We start from the raw sequence: 21,069 nt of genomic DNA on the forward strand, positions 1-21,069 counted from the left end.
TGCGGATTACTCGGCGTTCACCGCGTGGTTCATCACGTGAAAGATCATGTTCTGTTCGATGGTGCCGTCGAACAGGTGCGCCCACGGACCCTTGGCATAAACCGCGACATCCTCGCCCGAGTGGGTTTCCGACGACAGCGGGACCAGCGCCTGCTGCACATAGTCGATGTCGGTGGCCTCGTCCTGCGTCAGTTCGGGGCGCGAGCCGGAATAATCGTTGCCGCCTTCCTGCTGCCTGAGGACCGAACCGACGCCGTTCAGGTAGCCGATCACCGTATAGGGCTTGCCGTCGTCGCCCAGAAGTGGCTGATCCGAATGCTCGACGCCCGTCTGCGCCACACCGTAGCACAGGCCGAGGATCGGCGTGCCCCGCCCGCAATAGCCGTTGAAGGCTATGGCGTGCTCGTGGTCGGCGGTGACGATGATCAGCGTATCCGCATCGTCGGTCATCTCGTCGGCGACCCTGATCGCGTCGGCAAAGGCCACACCGTCGGTCAGGGTGCGATAGGCGTTGCCGTCGTGATTGCCGTGGTCGACGCGGCCGGCCTCTACCTCGAGGTAGAAGCCGTTTTCGTTATGCGACAGGGCCTCGATGGCCGCTCTGGTCATCTCGGCCAGCGAGGGCTCGTCTTCCTCCGCGCGGTCGGCTTCGTATTCCATGTGGCTGGAATTGAACAGGCCGAGGATCGGCGCCGAACCGTCGAGGGTCAGGTTGCTGAAGCTCTCGGTGTTCCAGGCATATTGCACGCCGAGGCCCCTGGCGCGCTCGATAAGGTTGCTGTCGTCGGTGCGGCGGCCCTCGCCGCCGTCTTCGGTCGCCACGCCTTCGGGGGCAAAATACCGGCTGCCGCCGCCCATGGCCAGATCGATCACGCCGGCTTCCATCTGGTCGATGAGCTGGGTGGCGATGTCCTTGCTGTCGGTGCAGCCTTCGGGAACTTCGCCCTCCCAGTCGCGGTTGGCGGTCTTGGCATAGACGCCAGCCGGCGTGGCATGGGTGATGCGTGCGGTCGAAACCGTACCGACCGATTTTCCCGCCGCCGCGACGATCTCGGCAAAGGTGGTCAGGCGGTTACCTGACTCGGTCGTGCAATCGTCGTGAATCGCGTTTTCGCCGAGATTGATCAGGTTGAACCGCTGCTTGACGCCGGTATTCATCGCACCGGCGGTCGGGGCGCTGTCCGGGGTCTGGGCGTTGATGTTGTAGGTCTTGACCAGCGCAAGGTTCGGGAACGCCTCTTGCGGCTGAACGTAGTCCTCGCCCAGCCCGCCCGCCGCCTGACCGGAGAACAGGCGGATGGCATAGTTCGTGCCCACGCCGTTACCGTCCGCAACGAGAAGAATCACGTTTCTGGCGCGATTCGTGTTGGGCTGGCGGACAACCATCTGCTGAATGTGCGCCTGCGCATCGGTGTACCACTTGCTGCCGGCCTGCGGCAGGTCCTGCGCCAGCGCGGAGGTGGCCAGGAGCGCGGCAAGCATGCTGAGAGAAGTCATGGTCTTCATAGGATTTCCCCGTTGAACTGATGAAGGCCAGCTAATCGGCGGATGTAACGGTAACGCGTCGCCCCGATGAAGGTTCGGAGAAATCCGCAGGCTTGTGCGGCACGGGGGAAGAAGACCGGCAAATACCGATCCGGCGCGCGACAATTGCCAGATTCTGCGGGATTCGGTGGTACCGCCTCCCCGGCTTGAACGGGGGACCTCTGGATCCACAATCCAGCGCTCTAACCAACTGAGCTAAGGCGGCACAGGGCGGTCGTTTACTCCGGGCGAGGGCAGGGCGCAAGACCCGACAGCCTGCCGGGGCAGGTTTTCCTGCGGGTCGGCCATATGGCGGCAGGCGCATATGCCGATCGCAGGCGCTTGCCCAGCCCGCCGCACCGCGCTACGCAATCGTCAACCTGAAAGGAGCGGGCCATGGGTATCAACAAGGAAAGCGACGTTTCGGCGAACCTGCAGATCGGGCCGACGACCCTTGGCATGGTGCGTATCTATATCGAGGCCGACGGCGTGGATCTGCCGCTCGATTTCGAGCCCGAAGAGGCCGAGGACATCGCCGAGGAACTTCGCGCCGCTGCCGAACGGGCGCGTGCGATGACGATGAAGAAATAATCAGTCGCCGACAAGACCGCGCACGCCCGGGTCGCGCAGGGCGTGCAGCCGCCGCGCGGCGTGAACGGCGAACCTCAGCGTCATCGCCTTGCGCCTTGCTCCGGCGAGCTTGCGTTCGGGCGCCATGCGCAGGATCTCGGCATCGTAGGAATCGGCAACGATCAGTCCGGAATCGCCGGGCAGCAACTCGGTCGGGAATTCCGCGTCCACCGCCCAGAAGAACCGGTCGCACCATTCGAGGTAGCCATGCCACTTGGTGTCCGAGGTGAAATCGGCGCGGCTCGATTTGCACTCAACCACCCAGATGTCGCCCCGGGGACCCAGCGCCATCACATCCACCCTGAGCCCCGGCGCCGGGACCAGTTCCTCGACGGTGACGAAGCCGTGGCTGGCAAGATGCCGGCAGACACCGCGCGCCAGCAACTGGCCGGGCATCAGCGTTTCGGCGTTGGGAAGCGCGTGGTCTGTCATGTCCTGAATGTGAACAATTGGCGAACATTTTGCAATGGTCCAGATTCGGTCTGTGGCGCTTTCCCCGGACCCGGCGGTTCGGATTGGCGCCGGAACCCGAACGTGGCTCTTGCCGGAACGTGGTGAAAAGCTTATGTCAGACGCTGGCGGATCTGCCCTTCCTGTGCAGGGGTCAGCATTCCAGTGGCCTTAAGCAATTCCGATGGAGCTGGCTCTGTCCGGACCCTGGTTCGGTTATCCGGCGCCCACCTGTATTTACAGGTCCTCGGGAATCGAAAGCCCCCACGGTTGCGTGCGGTCCCCGCCACCTCCGTTTGCCGGGGTTCCCGCCGGTTCAGGCGTGGACCCCGGAGCGGAAAGCCAACCCGATATCGAGAATGGCGATTGTCAGGCGCGGCTGTCGTCGGTCGAAACGGTCAGGCGTCCGTCCTGCGGGACGGTCGGCGTGGCGAATGCGATGCGCTTGCCACGCCCAGCATCCTCGTCGTGACTGGTCATCCGCATGATCGAAATGCCGAACTGCACCCCGGCAAAGACGATGCCGTTGAATACCCAAAGCATCAGAACCGCAATCCAGCCGCCCCTGGTATGGGTGACGAGGTGCCAGAGGTTTGCCACGTCGAGCCCGAGCAGCAGGGTGACGAAGATCGCCGAAAGGACATAGCCGATGATGACCTGGCGGATATAGAGGCGGACAAGCTCGGGCATGGCGGACCTTTGGCTGAGATTCGATCGTCTGAGGTCTGGGCGTTGCGGCAAAGCATAACGTGCCGGGCGGTAAAACGAAATGAAAATACCGAATATGTCCTGACGTAATATGCGTCACCGCCCAAACGGGTCGCCGGGGCGAAGACGAGATCAGAATTTCTCGGGCTGGGCCTCGCGCGCCATGTGGTCGAGCACCGCATTGACGAATTTCGGCTCACGCCCCTCGGGGAAAAACGCCGTTGCGATATCGACGAACTCGACGATCACCACCTTGGGCGGGGTTTTCGCCGCGACCAGTTCCGCCCCGGCAGCGCGGAACAGGGCGCGCAGGGTGGGGTCGATCCTGTCGATCGGCCATTTGGCGACCAGCGCGCGATCGGTCATCTGGTCGATCCTCGCCTGTTCGTTGACGGCGGTGAAGACCAGCTTGCGGAAGGTATCGGGATCGCCCTCGGCCATTTCCACGCCGTCATAGACCGCGCCGAAGCGCAGATCCTCGAATTCGCGGCTGATCTGGTCGGTGGTCTGCCCCGAAACCTCCATCTGGAACAGCGCCTGCACCGCATAGAGCCGCGCGGCGGATTTCATCTGGCGTTTGTCGGTCATGCGCACGCGGGGCCTCCGGCTTCGCCTGCAAGTTGCACTTCATCTCGCAGCGGTTTGAAGCCAATACGTTTCTTTTCGTTTCCAAAGCGGCGGGAAAGGGCGATCAGATGCAGCGCCGCCGCCGCCGCCCCGCCGCCCTTGTTCTGGCCGGCGGCCTCGGCCCGGACCTCGGCCTGGGCGCGGTTCTCGACCGTCAGGATGCCGTTGCCGATACAGGCGCCTTCGAGCCCCAGCAGGGAAAGCGCGTGCGAACTGTCGTTACAGACGGTATCGTAATGTGAGGTCTCGCCGCGGATCACGCAGCCGAGCGCCACGAAACCGTCGAAGTCCGACTGCCGGTAGGCGATCCGGATCGCGGTGGGCACCTCGAGCGCGCCGGGCACCTCGACAACCTCGTGGCTGCCGCCGACCTTGCCGATTTCGGCAATCGCGCCGGTGACCAGTTGGTCGGCGATATCCCGGTAATAGGGGGCGACTACGATCAGCAGTTTCACCGGCCGGTCGAATTCCGGCAGCGGCAGGGTGTGTTGGGATTCGGCCTGGGCCATTGTCTACTCCGAAATGGGGCGCGTGCCGACGATGCGGAGCCCGTAGGCGTCGATTCCCAGATAGCGCGTTGCCGGAGAGTTGGTCAGCAGGATCAGTTCGTGCAGCCCGAGGCTCGACAGGATCTGCGCGCCGAGCCCGGTGTTCTTTACGATGCGCGGGCCTTCCTCTTCGTCGAGCTTCAGCTTCCGGTCCGGGTTGCGGAACAGGCAGACCACGCCGCGCCCCTCGCGGGCGATGATGTTCATCGCCCGGCCGAGCATGTCCGGCTGGTCGGTGCCGATGCCGAGCATGTCCTCCATCACGTCGATGGCATGGGTGCGCACCAGAACCGGCCCCGGCGTGGCGATGTCGCCCTTGACCAGCACGACATGTTCGGTCCCCTCGGATTCGTCGGTGAAGATGCGCAGCGTCCATTGCCCGCCAAAGAGCGAGTCGACCTGCCGGGTTTCGGTTTCGCGGACGAGGTTGTCGTAGCGGCGACGATAGGCGATGAGATCCGAGATCGTGCCGATCTTCAGCCCGTGCTTCCGGGCAAAGGCAACCAGATCGGGCAGGCGGGCCATGGTGCCGTCTTCGTTCATCACCTCGCAGATAACGCCCGAAGGGTTGATACCCGCCAGCCGCGACACGTCGACCGCCGCCTCGGTATGGCCGGCGCGGACCAGCACGCCGCCCTCGCGCGCCCGCAGCGGAAAGACATGGCCGGGCGTCGCGATATCGGCGGCGATCGAATTGTCGTCGATGGCAACCGCCACGGTATGGGCGCGGTCGTGGGCCGAAATGCCGGTCGAGACCCCTTCGCGCGCCTCGATCGAGACGGTGAAGGCGGTTTCGTGCCGCGAGGAATTGTTGGAGGCCATCAGCGGCAGGCCGAGCGCGTCGATCCGTTCGGGCGTCAGGCACAGGCAGATCAGCCCGCGCCCGTGGGTGGCCATGAAGTTGATCGCATCGGGCGTCGCCATCTGGGCGGGAATGCACAGATCGCCCTCGTTCTCGCGATCCTCGTGATCGACGAGAAGATACATGCGTCCGTTGCGGGCCTCGTCGATGATCTCGTCGACGGGCGAGATTGCATCGGCATAAGTTGTGTCGGTCACGTCATGGTCCCCGGAAAGCTGGCGGCGGGATAGCCCAAGGTCAGGGCCAATACCAGAGCGACCATGCGGGAACAAGCGTATCCCGCGCCGGGGCGGATGAACAGTTTCCGATCCGACGACCGGGCCGCAACAGGCGCCCGGTACCATCCGGCGATCCACCGGGCGCGTTTCCACGCCCGGCGGACGATCATGGCCTGTCGTTCAGTGTTCGCCGACGGGCGCCATGAAACTGAGCGTGACTTTGTTGCTGAACTTCTGCGCCTTTTCCGGGGTCGGATGGTCGACCGCATGGGCAACCAGAAGGATGTTTTCGCCGGGCTGCACCGTCCAGCCGGCCCGCCCTTCGGCATCCGTCCTGACCGGAGCGACACCGGGAATGAACGATGTCAGGTCGGCATCGGCCAGCGGCAGGCCGTTAAACAGCACCACAACCGGAAGCGTATCACCGGCCTTCAGCGAAAGCGGATCGGCCCCGGGCATGATTTCGAGCGGCAGCCCGAAGGGGGTGAAGCTGTCGGCGTGATCGGCGACCGCGATGGTATGGCGATAGGTTTCCGTCGAGGTGTCGGCATTGGCGACCTCGTTGGCGGGCAGCGGGTGCCACCGGCCATCGGTGTCCTTGGTCCAGAAGCCCGAGGCATAGGTGCCGGCAAGGACTACCGCGCCGTCGCCGGGAAGAAAGGCGACGTGATCGACACGTTCCTCGGCCTGAACGGCCGCATCGTTGCCTGCCGCATCGTGCGCCGCCATATTGGCGAGGCTCGACAGGGTGTAGGCGTCGTCGCCTTCGCCCCAATGGCCATTCACCAGCGTCCAGGCCCCGAAACGGTGGGCCATGAAGCTGTCATGTGCCGAGACCATGCCCGGAATGAACAGCGCCAAAGCAACTGCGACTGCTGTCGTCCTGCGAATCATAACATATCTCCGATATGAGTTTCGGCAGGGCGCAGGCAACGGCGATGTCGTCGTGGACCGGATAGACCATCATGCAATCTCCGCTCCGGGGCACCCCGCCCGGTCTGAGGTGACTGCGGTGCATCTGCACCGGAGATGGCAGGTCTCCTGACTCGCGGATCTGGGCTTTCCCGAACCTTCCCGGACCAGACGATCCAGTGGTTTCATATCGGGATTGCTAGCCGCCTACAGTTGCGGGGGCAGTCGCGGATTTGGGCCATGCCCGCACCGCGTTCCCTTTTCACCCGACTCGTCCAAGCCGGGAACCATCGCGCGATCTGTCGCACGGCACGCATGCGGTGTCCAGCGGAGCGAACGTCGCAACCGCCGGTTGCGCCATTGCCCGCCGATCGCCGGCGGAACACCCGCGATCAGGCCGCGGCCCGGCGGCGGGCAACCGAGAAGTGGGCGGCGATGGCATCGATGAATGCATCGCGCGTGACGGGTACTTCCATCATCAGTTCGTGCTCGGCTTCGGGCACGATCCGCAGTGTGCCCTCCGGCCAGTTCGTCATCAGCCGGCGGATCGTGGGGATGTCGACGATGCGTTCGTTGGCGCCAACCCAGGTAAGACAGGGAATCTCGGGCGGGGGCAGGTTGCGCAGAATGCGCATTTCGCGCAGCGCCTCGTTCAGCCAGGTCATCGACGGCCCGCCGAGCGCAAGCTCGGGATGCACGGTAAGCTGGCGGCGCAGCCAGTCGAACATCTCGCGGTCGCGGGTCAGCGTGTTGTCGTGAAAATCCGTCCCCAGAACGTAGGTGACGGGCTTGGTCGATGGTACATAGGTGTGTCCGAACCCGGCCGAGTGGGAAAGCGTTGCCAGAACCTGCGCCAGCGGCCGCACAACACCCGGCAGCGAAATGCCCCACATCGGGCCGGAAAACGCGGCCGCATCGACCGGAAGCCCGCGATGAAGCGACCGGAGGCCGATTCCGCCGCCCATCGAATGGCCCAGCAGGAACAGCGGGCGCGGCAGCCCCAGTGCCCGAACCAGTTCCAGCAGAAGATCGGCGTCGTGCTGGTATTCGCGAAACGCGCCGACATGGCCGGTCGCCGGATCGTCGAGTTGCCGGTCGGCAAGGCCCTGGCCGCGCCAGTCGATGGCGACGCAGGCAAAGCCGTGCGAGATGAACCGCGCCGCCGCCGGCCCGTATTTCTCGACATATTCGGTGCGTCCCGGGAACAGCAGCACGGTGCCCTTCGGGGTATCCGTGGCAGGTGTTCCGTAATGGGCCAGCCGCACGCGCACGCCGTCGGGCGCGGTTGCCCAATAGGCGCGCGCCTCCTGTGGGGCGTTGGCGATATCCTTGAAAAACGGAGCCGGTTCAAAGGTCATTTTGTTCTTTTCGCTTCAGGAAAGCACCGTGCCGAGCTGCATGGCTGTTCCCATGTCACCCTCGACGGTGAGACGGCCCTGCATGAAGGCGGTTGTGGGGTTGAGATCGCCGGCCAGAATAGCCTGAAACGTCTCGGCGTCGGATGTCAGCGTCACGTCGGCGCGTTCGTCGGAAACGCGAATGCCGCCGCCGTCGATCATCACGGCCCCCTCATCCCTGATGACGAATTTGGCGGAACCGTCAAACGCGCCCTGCATACGGTTTCCGAGGGCGATCACGGCCTTGTCAAGAAGTTCACTCACACGTCTCTCCTGTAATACTTTAAGATGTTGCGTGGCGGGGCAGTTGGAATCCCCCGCAGGTGCGATACATTGAAATCGTTATGGGAACGAAGATACCATTTCTCAATCAATTCGTAACGGCATTCCTTGCCGTCACCGTTTCCGTTTTTCCGGCGCTGGCCGAAATGCCCGCCAACCCCGAGGCCGAGCGCCTGCTTCGCGAACTTGCGAAACCCGATCAGCCGGGGTGGCGTCAGATCGAGGATAGCATCGTGCGCGAATGGTCCAAGTCAGGATCTCCTGCCATGGACCTGTTGCTGCAACGGGGCACGGAAGCGATGGAGGCGGGCGATACCGACGCCGCGATCGCCCACCTGACCGCCCTGACCGACCATGCACCGGATTTCGCCGAAGGCTGGAACGCCCGTGCCACCGCGTTCTTCCATGCCGGCGAACCGGGCCTTTCGCTGGGCGACATCGGCCGCACGCTTGCGCTCAATCCCAGCCATTTCGGTGCGCTTTCGGGGCTGGCGATCATACTGGAAGAACTCGGCAACGAGCGCGAATCGCTCGGGGCCTACCGGATGCTGCAGGCTATACATCCGCACCGCCCGGAAGTAAGAGAGGCCATCGAACGGCTGGAGAAGACGGTCGAGGGCGAGAATCTCTGAGATTCGCCCCGGCATCTGAGGGACCCGACATGTTGAGAAGCACGACCGTTACGGCGGTGCTGGGTCCGACAAACACCGGCAAGACCCATTACGCGATCGAACGCATGCTGGCGCACCGGACCGGCGTCATCGGACTGCCGCTCAGGCTGCTGGCGCGCGAGGTCTACGACCGGATCGTCGGGTTGCGCGGCCCCTCGGTGGTCGCGCTTCTGACCGGGGAAGAACGGATCGTGCCGGAACGGGCGCAGTACTGGGTCTGCACCACCGAGGCGATGCCGGTCGGAATGGGCGCCGATTTTCTGGCGGTCGATGAAATCCAGCTTTGTGCCGACCCCGAGCGCGGCCATGTCTTTACCGACCGGTTGCAGCATGCGCGCGGGCTGCACGAGACGATGTTCCTCGGCTCGGACACCATGCGCGGCGCCATCGCCGCACAGGTCGAGCGTGTGCAGTTCCTGCATCGCGAGCGGTTTTCCGAGCTGTCCTATACCGGCCAGCGCAAGATTTCGCGCATGCCGCCGCGTTCCGCCATCGTCGGGTTCTCGGTCGAGAACGTCTATGCCATTGCCGAACTGCTGCGCCGCCAGAAGGGGGGCGCGGCGGTTGTGATGGGTGCGCTCAGCCCGCGCACGCGCAACGCACAGGTCGATCTCTATCAGAACGGCGACGTGGACTATCTGGTCGCCACCGATGCGATCGGCATGGGGCTCAACCTCGATATCGCCCATGTGGCGTTTTCGGGGCTGGTAAAATTCGATGGCCGGCGCATGCGACATCTTGCTCCGAACGAACTGGCGCAGATCGCCGGGCGCGCCGGGCGCTACAAGACCAACGGCACCTTTGGTGTGACGGGCGAGGCGCCGCCGCTCGACGACGAGGTGGCGCAGGCGATCACCAGCCACCGCTTTGCACCGGTGCGCAAGCTGCAATGGCGCAATTCGGAGCTCGAATTCGGCTCGATCCACCGGCTGATCCAGTCGCTCGAGGAAAAGACCGGCGACGAATGGCTGACGCGCACCCGCGAGTCCGACGATCTCATGGTGCTGAAATCGCTGGCACAAAATGCCGGGGTCACCGGCCGCCTGCACGGCGCCCGCGATGTGCGGCTGCTGTGGGAGGTCTGCCGGATCCCCGACTACCGGGGCATTTCGCACGCCGAACACGCCGGGCTGCTGGAACGGATATTCGGCTTTCTGCACGATGTCGGCCGGGTGCCGGACGACTGGATGGCGCAGCAGGTCAAGCGGATAGACCGGCCCGGCGGCGATATCGACGCGCTGAGCAAGCGGCTGGCATATATCCGCACATGGACCTACGTGGCGCAGCGTTCGGGCTGGCTGGACGATGAATCGCATTGGCGCGAGGAGACTCGCGCGGTAGAAGACCGCCTGTCGGACGCCCTGCACGGTGCGCTGACGCAGAGATTTGTTGACCGGCGCACATCGGTGCTCATGCGCCGGTTGAAGCAGAAGGAGATCCTCGTGGCCGAGGTGAACGACAAGGGCGAAGTGACGGTTGCGGACCAGTTTGTTGGCCGGCTGGAGGGATTCCGCTTCAGCCAGGACAAATCCGCGACGCCGGAAGAGGCCAGGATGCTGCGCCAGGCGGCGATGACCGCGTTGCGGCCCGAGTTCTATCTGCGCGCCGACCGGTTCTACAATGCGCCCGACACCGAGATCGACTTTACCGAGCAGGGCGGCCTCATGTGGGGCGAGCATGCGGTGGGCAAGCTGGTCAGGGGCGGCGATGCGCTGCATCCGCAGGTGGTGGCCTTCGTCGAGGAAGACGCCGGCCACGAGGTCGTCGACAAGGTGACACGCCGGTTGCAGCATTTCATCGGGCGCAAGGTTGCCACGCTGTTCGAGCCGCTGACGGGGATGGGCAAGGACGAAACCCTGACCGGCCTCGCGCGCGGCTTCGCTTTCCGGCTGACCGAGGCTTTCGGCGTTCTGCCGCGCGACGGCGTGGCCGCCGAGGTCAAGGAACTGGATCAGGAAACACGCGGGCAGCTTCGCCGGCACGGGGTGCGTTTTGGCCAGTATACCGTTTTCATGCCGGCGCTGCTGAAGCCCGCGCCGACCCGCCTCAGGCTGGTGCTGTGGTCGCTGTGGAACGATCTGGATCAGTTTCCCGAGGCGCCGCCACCGGGGCTGGTGACCGTTCCGGTTCCCGAAGGGACGCCGCAGGAGCACGCGGCGATGTCGGGCTACCGGATCGCCGGAGAGCGGGCGATTCGCATCGACATGCTGGAGCGGCTTGCCGATCAGCTTCGCAACCGGGACAGCCGCGCCGGTTTCGAGGCGACCGCCGACATGCTGTCGATCACCGGAATGACGCTCGATCAGTTTGCCGCCCTGATGGAGGGGCTGGGATATCGCGTCGAAAAGGGCGAGCGGCTCAAGATCCGCGCGCCCAAATCCGAACCGCAACCCGGGGCGGATGGCGGGGGCGCGCCGGAAGGTGACGAAACCGCCATCGCTGCCGAAACCCCTGCCGACGATGCCGCGCTGGCAATCGCCGAGCCTGACGCAGCGACCGGTGCGGCGGATATCGTGGCCGCCGATGTGACGGCTGATGTTGATGCACCCCAGGTCGAACCGGTGCCGGTTGCGACCGATACGGCGCCGGAACCGACGCTGACAGAGGCGATGCCAGCGGAAGCGATGCCGGCAGATGCGGTGGAAACCTCTTTCGCTGCTGCTCCGGCCGAACCGGCAACGCCGGCGGATAGCGCGGACGAACCGGAGACCGAGGTTTTCTATACCTTCTTCTGGGGTGCACGGCGGCAGGGCGGTGGCCGCCCGCACCGCGAGCAGGGCCGCGAGCGCGGCCGAGGAGAGGGTCAGGGACGGGGCGAGCGCGGCGAACGTCAGGGCGGCAAGCCGCCACGCGGCAAGGGCGGCAAACGGCCCCAGCGCGCCGATGGCAAGGGGCCCGACGGCAAGGGCCGGGGCAAGGATGGCAAGCCGCAGGGGCCAAAGACCTACGAGGCCCGCCCGCCGCGCAAGGAAAAGCCGATCGACCCGGACAACCCCTTCGCCGCCGCCCTGATGGGGCTGACGGGAAAGAAGTGACCCCATGTGCCGTCAATGACCGGAGAAACGGGCCCGGAGACGGGCCTTCGGATCGACAAGTGGCTGTGGCAGGCACGGTTCTTCAAGACCCGCAGCCTTGCCGCGAAGCAGGTTGCCGAAGGCAAGGTGCGCGTCAATTCCGTCAGGATATCCAAACCGGCCCGGACCGTTGGTATCGGGGATGTCCTGACCTTTCCGCAGGCGCATGCGATCCGTGTGGTGAGAATCCTGGCGCTCGGCACGAGGCGCGGCCCGGCGCCCGAAGCGCAGGCACTCTACGAAGATCTCTCGTCACCTGAAAACCAGACCGTTCAGACCCCGCTGGCAAGAGGCGGCCCACGTCCGACTAAAAAAGTATATCGCAGATTCATCAATTCTCGCCCCGATCCCCTTGATTAGGCCGTAAGCGTCGGTTAGGTCACACGGAAACGCGAACCCGGAGACTCTCATGACCTACGTCGTCACGGAAAACTGCATCGCCTGCAAATATACCGATTGTGTCGAGGTCTGCCCGGTCGACTGCTTTTACGAAGGCGAGAATTTTCTGGTGATTCATCCCGACGAGTGCATCGACTGCGGCGTGTGCGAGCCCGAATGCCCGGCCGATGCCATCCGTCCCGATACCGAGCCGGACATGGAGCAATGGGTCGAGTTCAACCGGAAGTACTCCGAGCAATGGCCGGTGATCGTGACCAAGAAGGATCCGCTGCCGGACGCCGAGGAGATGGACGGCAAGCCGGGTAAGATGGAACTCTTTTCGGAGAGGCCGGGCGAGGGCGGCTGAGCCACTGATTCGCGCCCCGCGCCCGGTCGATTTGCCGGATGGCACACCAAAATACACCCCAACTGACCCGTTTCCAGCAGTTTTTCGCTGTTCACAGGCCTTTGTAGGCGATTCTGCACTGCGGCGCTTTGATTTTTGCAAAAAAAATGTTATCTGTCTGTGACGATGAGCGCAAGAAATACACGACCCGACAACCGGGGCTGCGTCCGGTTGGCGGGAGTATGTGAACCCCGATACACAGAACCTCGCCAGAGATTTCGTGGCGCGGGTTTTTTGTTGCTGTGATCGGGGATCGAACCAAGGGGTAGACATGACAAAGACAAAAAAACCGGAGTTTCGCCCGAACGATTACGTCGTCTATCCGGCGCATGGCGTCGGGCAGATCATCTCGATCGAAGAGCAGGAGGTCGCGGGGCTTTCGCTTGAACTGTTCGTGATCTCGTTCGAGAAGGACAAGATGACGTTGCGGGTGCCGACGAACAAGGTCGCTTCGGTGGGTATGCGCGGGCTTTCGTCGCCGGACACCGTGTCCAGGGCGATGACGACGCTGAAAGGCAAGGCCAAGGTCAAGCGGGCCATGTGGTCGCGCCGGGCGCAGGAATACGAGCAGAAGATCAACTCGGGCGATCTGATCGCCATCGCCGAGGTCGTGCGCGATCTGCACCGCACCGACGACCAGCGCGAGCAATCCTATTCCGAACGCCAGCTCTACGAGGCGGCGCTGGAACGCCTGACGCGCGAGGTTGCCGCCGTGGCCGGGCTTGGCGAAAACGATGCGCAGAAGCAGGTTGACGACGTGCTGGTCAGCCGCGCCGCGTAAGCAGGATCGACAGCGACGGAAACGGGGGCCGCATGGCCCCCTTTTTCATGGCCGGGCCCGTGCCCTCAGACAAGAAGCGCCGTCGCCGCGACCAGGCAGGCGATCTCGGCCATCTGCTGGGTCGCGCCCAGAATGTCGCCGGTCTGGCCGCCGATCTTCCTCCGTGCGATCACGGCGGCGGCCGCGGCGGCGGCGATGGTTGCAGTCAGCAACCCCAACGCCGCGGCGCCGACAAGCATCGCCGCGAGCAGCAGTGCCAAAGCGAAGCCTGCAACCATCACGGCGCGGCCGGGCCGCCCGAGCCTGCGCGACAGGCCGCCATCACGCGCGTTGGGCAGGGTGCCCATGACCACGATCATCACCGCGCGGCTGAGCAGGGCGGCGGTCAGCATTGCCGGAAGCAGCACCGGGGCCAGCACGGTCAGGGCGGCCCACCTCAGGCCGATGGCAAGGATCAGGGCGAGCACGCCATAGCTGCCGATCCGGCTGTCCTTCATGATTTCGAGCCGCCGCGCCCTGTCCCAGCCGCCCCAGAGCCCGTCCGCCGCATCGGCAAGCCCGTCCTCGTGCATCGCGCCCGTGATGACGACCTGCGCCGCCAGTGCCCCCCCCGCAGCCACCGATGCCGGGGTGCCGGATGTCAGCATCAGCCAGCCCACGCAGCCGGCCAGCAGCGCTGCCACGGCGCCGGCCAGCGGATAGGCCCAGGCGGCGCGTGCCCCGCGTGTCGTGGCGTATTCGGGCGGAACGCGAACCGGCAGGCGGGTCAGAAGCGAAAGCGCGAGGGAAAGATCCCGCCACGAAAACAGGGGGGCACGAGTTGTCATGCGACCAATCCATGCAGGGGCTTGTCGCGGTCGGAATATGGGCGCAGAACCCCGGTGGCAAGAGCATCACGAGGCATGACATGAGCAGAAGCGCCCCATTTTCCGACATGGCAGGCATCCGCGCCGCGCTGAGCCGCCTTCCCGGGCCCGACAGGGCGGCGATCGCGGCAGCGCAGGCACGCAATTCCGCGCTGACAAAGCCGCCCGCCGCACTGGGAAGGCTCGAGGATCTGGCGATCTGGTACGCCGGCTGGCGGGGCGATGCGCGCCCGGCCTTCGGCACGCCGCAGATCATCGTCTTCGCCGGCAACCACGGGATCGCGGCGCGCGGCGTTTCGGCCTTTCCGCCCGAGGTCACCGTGCAGATGGTGGCGAATTTCCGTGCCGGCGGAGCGGCGATCAATCAGCTTGCCCGGGCGTTCGATGCGGTAATGGAGGTGGTCGCCATCGACCTCGACCGGCCAACGGTCGATTTCACCGAAAATCCGGCGATGAGCGAGGAAGAACTGGTTTCGGCCATGGCAACGGGCTGGGAGGCCGTCGATCCCGGCGCGGGGCTTCTGGTTACCGGTGAGATGGGGATCGGCAACACCACCAGTGCGGCGGCAATCGCGGCGGGTCTGTACGGCGACGGTGGCGAGTGGGTCGGGCGCGGCAGCGGGATCGACGATGCGGGGCTCATGCGCAAGCGCGCGGCGGTCGAAGCGGGGATCGAACGCCATGCCGAGGCGCTGTCGGACCCGCTGGAGGTTCTGCGCCGGCTGGGCGGGCGCGAAATCGCCGCGATGGCCGGCGCGATCCTTGCGGCGCGGTATTATCGCCTTCCGGTCATCCTCGACGGATTCATCTGCACGGCGGCGGCGGCGGTGCTCGAATGCCAGCAGCCGGGGGCGCTCGATCACGCCGTTGCCGGCCATGTCTCGGCCGAGGGTGCGCATGCGCAACTGCTCGAAAGGCTGGGCAGGGCGCCGCTTCTGTCGCTGGGCATGCGCCTTGGCGAAGGGTCCGGTGCGGCGCTGGCGATCGGCGTTCTCAAGGGGGCGGTGGCCTGTCATTCGGGGATGGCAAGCTTCGCCGAAGCGGGGGTCTCCGGCGGCGAAAACTGACCGGGGAGGGGCCGGAGACATTCTGCAGGCAGTAGCGGCGTACACGAACCGCCGCCGGCTCACTCCACCGATCTGGCCGGGGCTGTGTTCTGGTTGGCGCGCTCGGCTTCCAGCGCTTCGAGAATGGCGGTCTCGATTTCCTTGTTAAGTTCGCGTGCCCGGGCCAGGTAGGCCGGATTGTTTGCCAGCGGTCTGGTCGGATCCCAGAGCGGGGCAAGCTCGCGTACCGCCATCCTGTCCTGATGGAAGAACGTGCGCTCGATCTGGTTGGCCTCGAACTCGGAAAAATCCATGTTTTCCAGAACATATCGCCCGGCTCTCAGCGACGAGTCGAAAAGCTCGCGAACGATATCGTTCGCCCCGGCCTGATAGAGTTCGTAGACATGAACCCGGTCATGGGCACGGGCGACGATGTGAAGGTCGGGCCGCTGCGAACGGGCATAGGCGACAAGCCGGATCGTGTCCTGCCGGCTGCCGAGCGCGACCACCAGAACGCGGGCATCCTTGAGCCCGGCCGCATTGAGCAGGACGGGGCGGGTCGGATCGCCGAAAAAGGCCTTGAACCCGAACTTGCGCATCAGCTCGATCGAGGCGAGATCGTGATCGAGAACGGTCGCCCGCAGACCGGCCATCTGCACCATCCGGTTCACCACCTGCCCGAAACGCCCGATCCCGGCAATGATGATCGGGGCCTGCTCGTCGATCTCGTCGTGCTTGCGGTGTACATCGGTCGCGTCCGCATGATCGCCCATGCGGTGGGCGATCTTGTCGTAAAGGATGAACAGCAGCGGCGTGATGATCATCGACAGGGTGATGACCAGAACCAGAGTCTGGCCCATGCGGTTGCTCAGAAGCTGTTCCTGCATGGTGAAGGAGACGAGCACGAAGCCGAATTCGCCCGCCTGGGCAAGCCCGAGCGTGAACAGCCACTTGTCGCGCCGGCGCAGCCCGAAGAGATTGGCGAGCAGGAACAGAACCGCCATCTTCGTCAGCACCAGCAGCACCGTCAGCGCGATGATGTCGGTGAAGTTGGACGACATGTAGCCGAAATCGATTCCCGCCCCCACGGACAGGAAGAAGACCCCCAGCAACAGCCCCTTGAACGGTTCGATGTTGGCTTCCAGTTCGTGCCTGAATTCGCTGGTGGCCAGAACGACACCGCCGAGGAAGGCGCCGAGCGCCGGCGAAAGGCCGATGGCGACCATCAGATAGGCGATGCCGAAAACCACCAGAAGCGCCGTCGCCGTGTGGATCTCGCGCAGCTTGGCCATGTGAACGAAGCGGAAGAGGATCGGGGCAAGGTAGATACCCGCCAGGATGACCGAGGCGACCACCCCCATGATCACAAGCGTCGCCTGCCAGCCTGAAAGCCCGGCGATCAGCGAAAACGAATGATGCGCGGCCTCGATTTCCTCGGTTCCGCCGCGCTGGATGGCGCCGCTCGGGTCGATCCGGGGTGCGGGCGCCGGTGCAAGCATCGGCATGAGCGCCAGCATCGGAATGACCGCGATGTCCTGCATCAGCAGCACCGAGAATGTCGCCCTGCCGCCGGGCGACTTCATCAGGCCCTTTTCCGACAATGTCTGCAAAACGATGGCGGTCGAGGACAGGGCCAGTATCAGCCCGATCGCGATGGCAGTATTCAGGGTCTCGCCCATCAGCATCGAAAGAAAGGTGATGGCGGCGGTGGTCAGCACGATCTGAAGCCCGCCCAGCCCGAGCAGCTTGTCGCGCATCGCCCAGAGCGTCCGGGGGTCGAGTTCGAGGCCGATCAGGAACAGCATCAGGACAACGCCGAATTCGGAATAGTGGCGCAGCGTCTCGGCCTCGGTCCCGACAAGGGCGAGCAGGGGACTGATCAGGATTCCGGCCAACAGGTAACCCAGCACCGAGCCGAGCCCGAGCCGCGTTGCCAGGGGCACACCGATGACGGCGCCTGCCAGAAGAAGCGTCGCGTCGTCCAGAAAGCCTTCCATCGCTTCTCCTTCTCGGCCCCCGGCGCGGCTGATCATCCGGCCTGCCTCGTGAAACGGCCAGCCTGCCGCAGGCGGTTCGGTTTTCCGGGGCGTCGGCCAACAGGTAGTGCGGTGCGGCGCGTCTGTCCATGCGCGCAAAGGCATCGGCAGGGCACATCCCGGCAGCGCCGGCATCCGTGCCGTGCGCGATGCGGTCGCGCCTAGCCTTTGGGCATCTTGAGGGAAATGTTCCGGTTGCCCTTCTTGTAGAGCACCTCGCTCTGTCCGATGCCGACAACCCGGCCGCCGTCGAGCCGCGAACCGACCTTGACCTTCTCGTAGCGGCCCGAGGGCAGCCGTACCAGCGCCCTGCGGTCGTTCGAGGTGCCATAGACGCCGATCAGGGAAACCTTGTTGAGCGCCAGCGCGTTGGAAACCGTCGCCCGCCGGGCCACCGTCTTGGAGATCGGACCGGTCGGGTTCGCCCGTTCGCTGCGCGGAACCGCCGGGCCGCTCGACCGCGAAGCCGATGCGGTGGAGGCGGCGGCAGCGGCTTCTTCGGCCGCCCTGGCCTTGGCCTCGGCGGCCGCGCGGGCCTCTGCCTCGCGCTGCTTTGCCGCTGCGGCTGCGGCGGCCTGTTGCTGGCGCGCGGCTGCGGAGGCGGCGGCAACCTGCTGATCGCGCGCGGCGGCTGCGGCGGCGGCCGCCTGCTGTTGCCGGGCTGCGGCGGCCGCTACCTGACGGGCCTGCTCCTCTTCCGCTTCGGCCCGCGCCTGTGCTTCGGCCCGTTCCTGTTCGGCGGCCTCGTTGACGGCCCGTGCCCGGGCGGCGATCTGCGAGATATTGGCCGGCTTGAGCCGCGGCATTGGCGATTGCGCGACCGCACGCCGGGAGGCCGTGACGAGGTCGGCGGCAAGCGCGGCGTTCTCGGCCGGTTGACCGGCCTCGGTGCCAGCCTCCGCCTCCTGCTGACCTTCGATCGTTTCCGCATCCGCCATCCGCATCGCGGCATCCAGTGCCTCGGCGGTTTCCTGGCTGGAAAGCGGGCGGCGCAACGGGCGCAGCGCGGCAAGCTCGCTGCGGGTGTGACCGCCCAGGGTTGCCCGTTCGTATTCCGGTACCAGATCGCCGGGCCGCCCGCGCGGCCGTTGCGGCGCGTCGGTTGCCGGTGGCTCGTCCGGTGTGGGGACGGTGGTATCGAGCGTCGCCGGCCGTTTCGGCGGCACGATATCGGGCTTGCCCGAATAGATCAGAACGCCGTCGGGGTTGGCGGTGCCGGACGGGCTGGGCACCACCAGACCTTCGGCATCGAACTCGACCGCGGCATTGGGGTTGCGCGGCGGCGCCGGGCGCCTGGGGCGCGGATCCTCGCTGTCGCCCAGATCGGGAAGCGCAAGCGCATCGTGGTCGGCGATCGCCGGGTCGATCGAGGCGACATAGAGATCGGCGATCTGATCCTCGCGCGGCAGGAAACCGGGGTCTGGCGCGCGTTCGAGCAGGTCGTCGTCGGAAATCGCGGCCTGAACCGGATCGAACGCAGCCGGTTCGTCCGCGACAGGTTCGGGGGCAGAAACCGAGGCGACGGGCTCGCCGGGTGCGGGGGTCGAATCGCCGTCCGGCCACAGGGCGAATGCCGCGGCCACCACGGCAAGCACGGCGACAACGGCGGCAATCGCCATGTTGCGCCGCCCGTTGTTGCGCGGCGGCCTGTCGCGCGTTCCAAAGATCGCCATCGATTCCGCCTCGGACCTCGGCGGGCGCGGCGGTGCGGCAAGCGTTGGCGCCGGCTTTACCTGCGCCGCAGCCGCCACGGCTGCCTTTTCCGCCGAGATTCTGGTGTCCGGCGCGGCGTTGAATGGGGCCGGTTCCGGCGCCGGCGTGGTGGCGGAAGGTTCCGGTGCCTCGCGGCGGATGATGGTCAGCGCCGGCTTGTCGGCGGTCTGCGGGGCCGGAGCCACGGGGGGCGGCGCAATCTCTGGCGCGACGGGTGTGGCATCTTCGACAATCGCGGCAGAGGGCGCCGGTGCCGGCGGCACGGATTGTTCGATATCGTCCGGCGCGCCCCGGACCTCGGGCGTTCGCGTGGAAACGAACGTGGCGGCGGGCAGGTTGTCTGTAGCCTCGTCCACCGGCGCGATATCCGCTGCACCGGTGTCGATGGCGGGCGATCCGGTTCCGCCATCCGGGGGCGGGACCGGTGCGTCGCCGCCGGGCCTCTCGTTCTGCGGTTCCTCTGCCGGTGTGACAGCCTCGTCGGAAAGCTCGCCGGCCTCGTCGGTATCAGGCGGCGGCGGCTCGGCAAAGGCATTCCCATCGGCTTCCGGCAGGGAGTCCCATGTGGCCGCCGGTCCGAAATCGGCCGCGCGGGGGAAGTTGTTCCCGCTGGGCCAGGCCAGAAAACCGGTGGGATGGAACCCGTGCGCGACGGCGAAATCCTGCGCCTCGTCGAGCGTCTCCAGCGCGACGGCAGCGACATGCAGGGTGCCATTCTCAAGCGCCCAGTCATAGGCAAGTTCGTCCAGCGCATAGGGGGTGGCGCCGTCGAGTTCCTGCGCGACGCGCTCGGGCGGCGTTTCGTCGCCAGGTGTATCGGCCGCCAGCGCAAGATAGAGAATCTGGGAATCGGGCAGGACAAGCGCCACCGTGGCGGGCCCGTCCGTTGCCAGTTCGGCGGCGATCGCCTTCAGCCGGGCAAGTTGCGCCGCCGCGTCGGGTGCGTCGAGCAGCACCTCGGCCAGCGGCAACCACCCGCCGGTGGCGCGCTCGAGAAGCGCAATACTCTCCTGGTCGAGTGTCAGGACAAAACGCGTGGTCATCGCAACCTTCTGGGCCGTGCACCGGGCAATCGCAAGCCGGCAAACATCTTGGCGAGTGTCTATAGCAGAAATCTGCTGAAACAAACAGGAACCGGCCAAGATTCCTTTGCCGGCGCGCGTCTGTTCCTGCAGATGAGGGCTGGTAGCAAAAGGACCCATGACATGAAACGCATTATTCCGGCGATGCTGGCGGCGCTGACGGTTTCCCTGAGCGCGGCCGGGGCCGCCGAACCCCGGGCGCCGACCGAGGAGCCCGCCATCCTGACGGTGCAGGGCGAGGGCCGGGTCGCCGCACCGCCGGACATGGCCACGGTGACCTTCGGCGTGGTGACGGAAGATACCGAGGCGGCGGCGGCAATCCGCCGGATGGGAGAGCAGGCCACCGCCGTTCTGGCGCGGATCGAAGCCGCCGGTATCGCCGCTGCCGACATGCAGACGACGGGGATGTCGCTCGAACCGCGCTGGACCTCCTATCAGTCGTTGCCGCGGCAGGAGGCGGCGCGGATCGAGGGCTATACGGCCTCGACCGAGGTGTCGGTCAGGGTGCGCGACCTGCAAAAGCTGGGCGGCCTGCTGGACGCAACGGTTGGCGACGGGGCGAACCTGCTGCGCGGGCTGACCTTCGGGCTTCAGGATCCGGTGCCGTCCGAAGACGCGGCGCGAACCCGCGCCGTGGCCGATGCCACCCGCAAGGCGGCGCTGCTGGCCGGGGCGGCGGGGGTCCGGCTGGGGCGGATTCGCAGCATCGACGAATTCGGAACCTCGCAGCCGATGATGATGCGGATGGCCGCCGATGCCTATGCCGGCGAGTCGATGCCCACCGCCGCCGGCGAGGTGGCCGTCACCGCCGGGGTTCGCATCGTGTGGGAAGTGCTGCCCGGCGAAAAGTGATCCGCC

At 65.8% G+C, this 21,069-nt stretch carries 20 protein-coding genes, 1 tRNA gene and 1 riboswitch; of the genes, 8 read left to right on the top strand and 13 right to left on the bottom strand.

Features of this window, described 5'->3' with window-relative positions; translation table 11 throughout:
• Positions 1 to 6 precede the first annotated feature (6 nt).
• Both ACK5IR_RS02255 and ACK5IR_RS02260 read right to left on the bottom strand, forming a co-directional pair.
• Entirely contained in the window at positions 7 to 1,506 is a 1,500-nt protein-coding gene (locus tag ACK5IR_RS02255) for an alkaline phosphatase (protein WP_416925481.1), read from the bottom strand.
• Positions 1,507 to 1,673: 167 nt separating this feature from the next.
• A tRNA-His gene (locus ACK5IR_RS02260) sits at positions 1,674 to 1,750 on the bottom strand.
• 170 nt (positions 1,751 to 1,920) lie between these two features.
• On the opposite strand from ACK5IR_RS02260, the gene ACK5IR_RS02265 reads away from it, so the two are divergent.
• Positions 1,921 to 2,115, top strand: a complete 195-nt coding sequence (locus tag ACK5IR_RS02265) for a DUF6324 family protein (protein ID WP_416925483.1) — start codon at positions 1,921 to 1,923, stop codon at positions 2,113 to 2,115.
• Here the strand turns inward: ACK5IR_RS02265 and ACK5IR_RS02270 are convergent, their stop codons facing one another.
• The 8 genes from ACK5IR_RS02270 to ACK5IR_RS02305 all read right to left on the bottom strand — a co-directional run bounded on the left by ACK5IR_RS02270 (position 2,116) and on the right by ACK5IR_RS02305 (position 8,140).
• A complete protein-coding gene (locus ACK5IR_RS02270) occupies positions 2,116 to 2,586 on the bottom strand; it encodes an MmcB family DNA repair protein (protein ID WP_416925485.1) in 471 nt (156 codons plus the stop codon). It abuts the gene before it with no gap.
• A gap of 387 nt (positions 2,587 to 2,973) precedes the next feature.
• A complete protein-coding gene (locus tag ACK5IR_RS02275) occupies positions 2,974 to 3,294 on the bottom strand; it encodes a hypothetical protein (RefSeq protein ID WP_416925487.1) in 321 nt (106 codons plus the stop codon).
• A gap of 150 nt (positions 3,295 to 3,444) precedes the next feature.
• Positions 3,445 to 3,900, bottom strand: coding sequence for a transcription antitermination factor NusB (gene nusB, locus ACK5IR_RS02280; protein WP_416925583.1), 456 nt, complete (start codon positions 3,898 to 3,900; stop codon positions 3,445 to 3,447).
• Positions 3,897 to 4,448, bottom strand: coding sequence for a 6,7-dimethyl-8-ribityllumazine synthase (locus tag ACK5IR_RS02285; protein WP_416925488.1), 552 nt, complete (start codon positions 4,446 to 4,448; stop codon positions 3,897 to 3,899). Before ACK5IR_RS02285 ends, nusB begins: the two co-directional genes overlap by 4 nt.
• A 3-nt stretch (positions 4,449 to 4,451) precedes the next feature.
• Positions 4,452 to 5,546 (bottom strand): 3,4-dihydroxy-2-butanone-4-phosphate synthase, encoded by a 1,095-nt coding sequence (gene ribB, locus ACK5IR_RS02290; RefSeq protein WP_416925489.1) that lies wholly within the window; start codon positions 5,544 to 5,546, stop codon positions 4,452 to 4,454.
• Positions 5,547 to 5,747: 201 nt separating this feature from the next.
• On the bottom strand, positions 5,748 to 6,461 hold the full coding sequence (locus ACK5IR_RS02295; protein ID WP_416925491.1) for a DUF4198 domain-containing protein: 714 nt from the start codon (positions 6,459 to 6,461) through the stop codon (positions 5,748 to 5,750).
• Between the two features lie 119 nt (positions 6,462 to 6,580).
• A riboswitch (cobalamin riboswitch) is annotated at positions 6,581 to 6,786 on the bottom strand.
• An 85-nt stretch (positions 6,787 to 6,871) separates the two neighbouring features.
• Complete coding sequence (locus ACK5IR_RS02300) at positions 6,872 to 7,837, bottom strand: alpha/beta fold hydrolase (RefSeq protein ID WP_416925493.1); 966 nt, start codon at positions 7,835 to 7,837, stop codon at positions 6,872 to 6,874.
• A gap of 15 nt (positions 7,838 to 7,852) precedes the next feature.
• Positions 7,853 to 8,140 carry an SCP2 sterol-binding domain-containing protein gene (locus ACK5IR_RS02305; RefSeq protein ID WP_416925495.1) on the bottom strand — a complete coding sequence of 96 codons (288 nt, stop codon included), beginning with the start codon at positions 8,138 to 8,140 and terminating at the stop codon, positions 7,853 to 7,855.
• A gap of 80 nt (positions 8,141 to 8,220) precedes the next feature.
• Between ACK5IR_RS02305 and ACK5IR_RS02310 the strand changes: the two genes are divergently transcribed.
• The 5 genes from ACK5IR_RS02310 to ACK5IR_RS02330 all read left to right on the top strand — a co-directional run bounded on the left by ACK5IR_RS02310 (position 8,221) and on the right by ACK5IR_RS02330 (position 13,468).
• The gene (locus ACK5IR_RS02310) at positions 8,221 to 8,790 is read left to right on the top strand and encodes a tetratricopeptide repeat protein (RefSeq protein ID WP_416925497.1); all 570 of its coding nucleotides are present in this window, start codon (positions 8,221 to 8,223) and stop codon (positions 8,788 to 8,790) included.
• Positions 8,791 to 8,819: 29 nt separating this feature from the next.
• On the top strand, positions 8,820 to 11,864 hold the full coding sequence (locus ACK5IR_RS02315) for a helicase-related protein (protein WP_416925499.1): 3,045 nt from the start codon (positions 8,820 to 8,822) through the stop codon (positions 11,862 to 11,864).
• A 15-nt stretch (positions 11,865 to 11,879) separates the two neighbouring features.
• A complete protein-coding gene (locus tag ACK5IR_RS02320) occupies positions 11,880 to 12,263 on the top strand; it encodes an RNA-binding S4 domain-containing protein (RefSeq protein ID WP_416925501.1) in 384 nt (127 codons plus the stop codon).
• A 49-nt stretch (positions 12,264 to 12,312) separates the two neighbouring features.
• The gene (fdxA, locus tag ACK5IR_RS02325) at positions 12,313 to 12,648 is read left to right on the top strand and encodes a ferredoxin FdxA (protein WP_416925503.1); all 336 of its coding nucleotides are present in this window, start codon (positions 12,313 to 12,315) and stop codon (positions 12,646 to 12,648) included.
• A 310-nt stretch (positions 12,649 to 12,958) separates the two neighbouring features.
• Positions 12,959 to 13,468 carry a CarD family transcriptional regulator gene (locus ACK5IR_RS02330; RefSeq protein ID WP_416925505.1) on the top strand — a complete coding sequence of 170 codons (510 nt, stop codon included), beginning with the start codon at positions 12,959 to 12,961 and terminating at the stop codon, positions 13,466 to 13,468.
• Between the two features lie 65 nt (positions 13,469 to 13,533).
• Here ACK5IR_RS02330 and ACK5IR_RS02335 read toward each other — a convergent pair whose 3' ends face one another.
• Positions 13,534 to 14,295, bottom strand: coding sequence for an adenosylcobinamide-GDP ribazoletransferase (locus ACK5IR_RS02335; protein ID WP_416925507.1), 762 nt, complete (start codon positions 14,293 to 14,295; stop codon positions 13,534 to 13,536).
• Positions 14,296 to 14,375: 80 nt separating this feature from the next.
• Between ACK5IR_RS02335 and cobT the strand changes: the two genes are divergently transcribed.
• Positions 14,376 to 15,401: a nicotinate-nucleotide--dimethylbenzimidazole phosphoribosyltransferase gene (gene cobT / locus ACK5IR_RS02340; RefSeq protein WP_416925509.1), complete on the top strand. Its 1,026-nt coding sequence runs from the start codon at positions 14,376 to 14,378 to the stop codon at positions 15,399 to 15,401.
• 59 nt (positions 15,402 to 15,460) lie between these two features.
• Here cobT and ACK5IR_RS02345 read toward each other — a convergent pair whose 3' ends face one another.
• Together ACK5IR_RS02345 and ACK5IR_RS02350 are read right to left on the bottom strand one after the other, a co-directional pair.
• The gene (locus ACK5IR_RS02345; RefSeq protein ID WP_416925511.1) at positions 15,461 to 17,377 is read right to left on the bottom strand and encodes a monovalent cation:proton antiporter-2 (CPA2) family protein; all 1,917 of its coding nucleotides are present in this window, start codon (positions 17,375 to 17,377) and stop codon (positions 15,461 to 15,463) included.
• Positions 17,378 to 17,577: 200 nt separating this feature from the next.
• Entirely contained in the window at positions 17,578 to 20,172 is a 2,595-nt protein-coding gene (locus ACK5IR_RS02350) for a hypothetical protein (protein ID WP_416925513.1), read from the bottom strand.
• Positions 20,173 to 20,334: 162 nt separating this feature from the next.
• Here ACK5IR_RS02350 and ACK5IR_RS02355 point away from each other — a divergent pair, with 162 nt between their 5' ends.
• Positions 20,335 to 21,063, top strand: coding sequence for an SIMPL domain-containing protein (locus ACK5IR_RS02355; protein ID WP_416925515.1), 729 nt, complete (start codon positions 20,335 to 20,337; stop codon positions 21,061 to 21,063).
• Positions 21,064 to 21,069: the final 6 nt, after the last annotated feature.

It is taken from the genome of Tropicimonas sp. (assembly GCF_047971885.1).
GTDB lineage: Bacteria > Pseudomonadota > Alphaproteobacteria > Rhodobacterales > Rhodobacteraceae > Tropicimonas.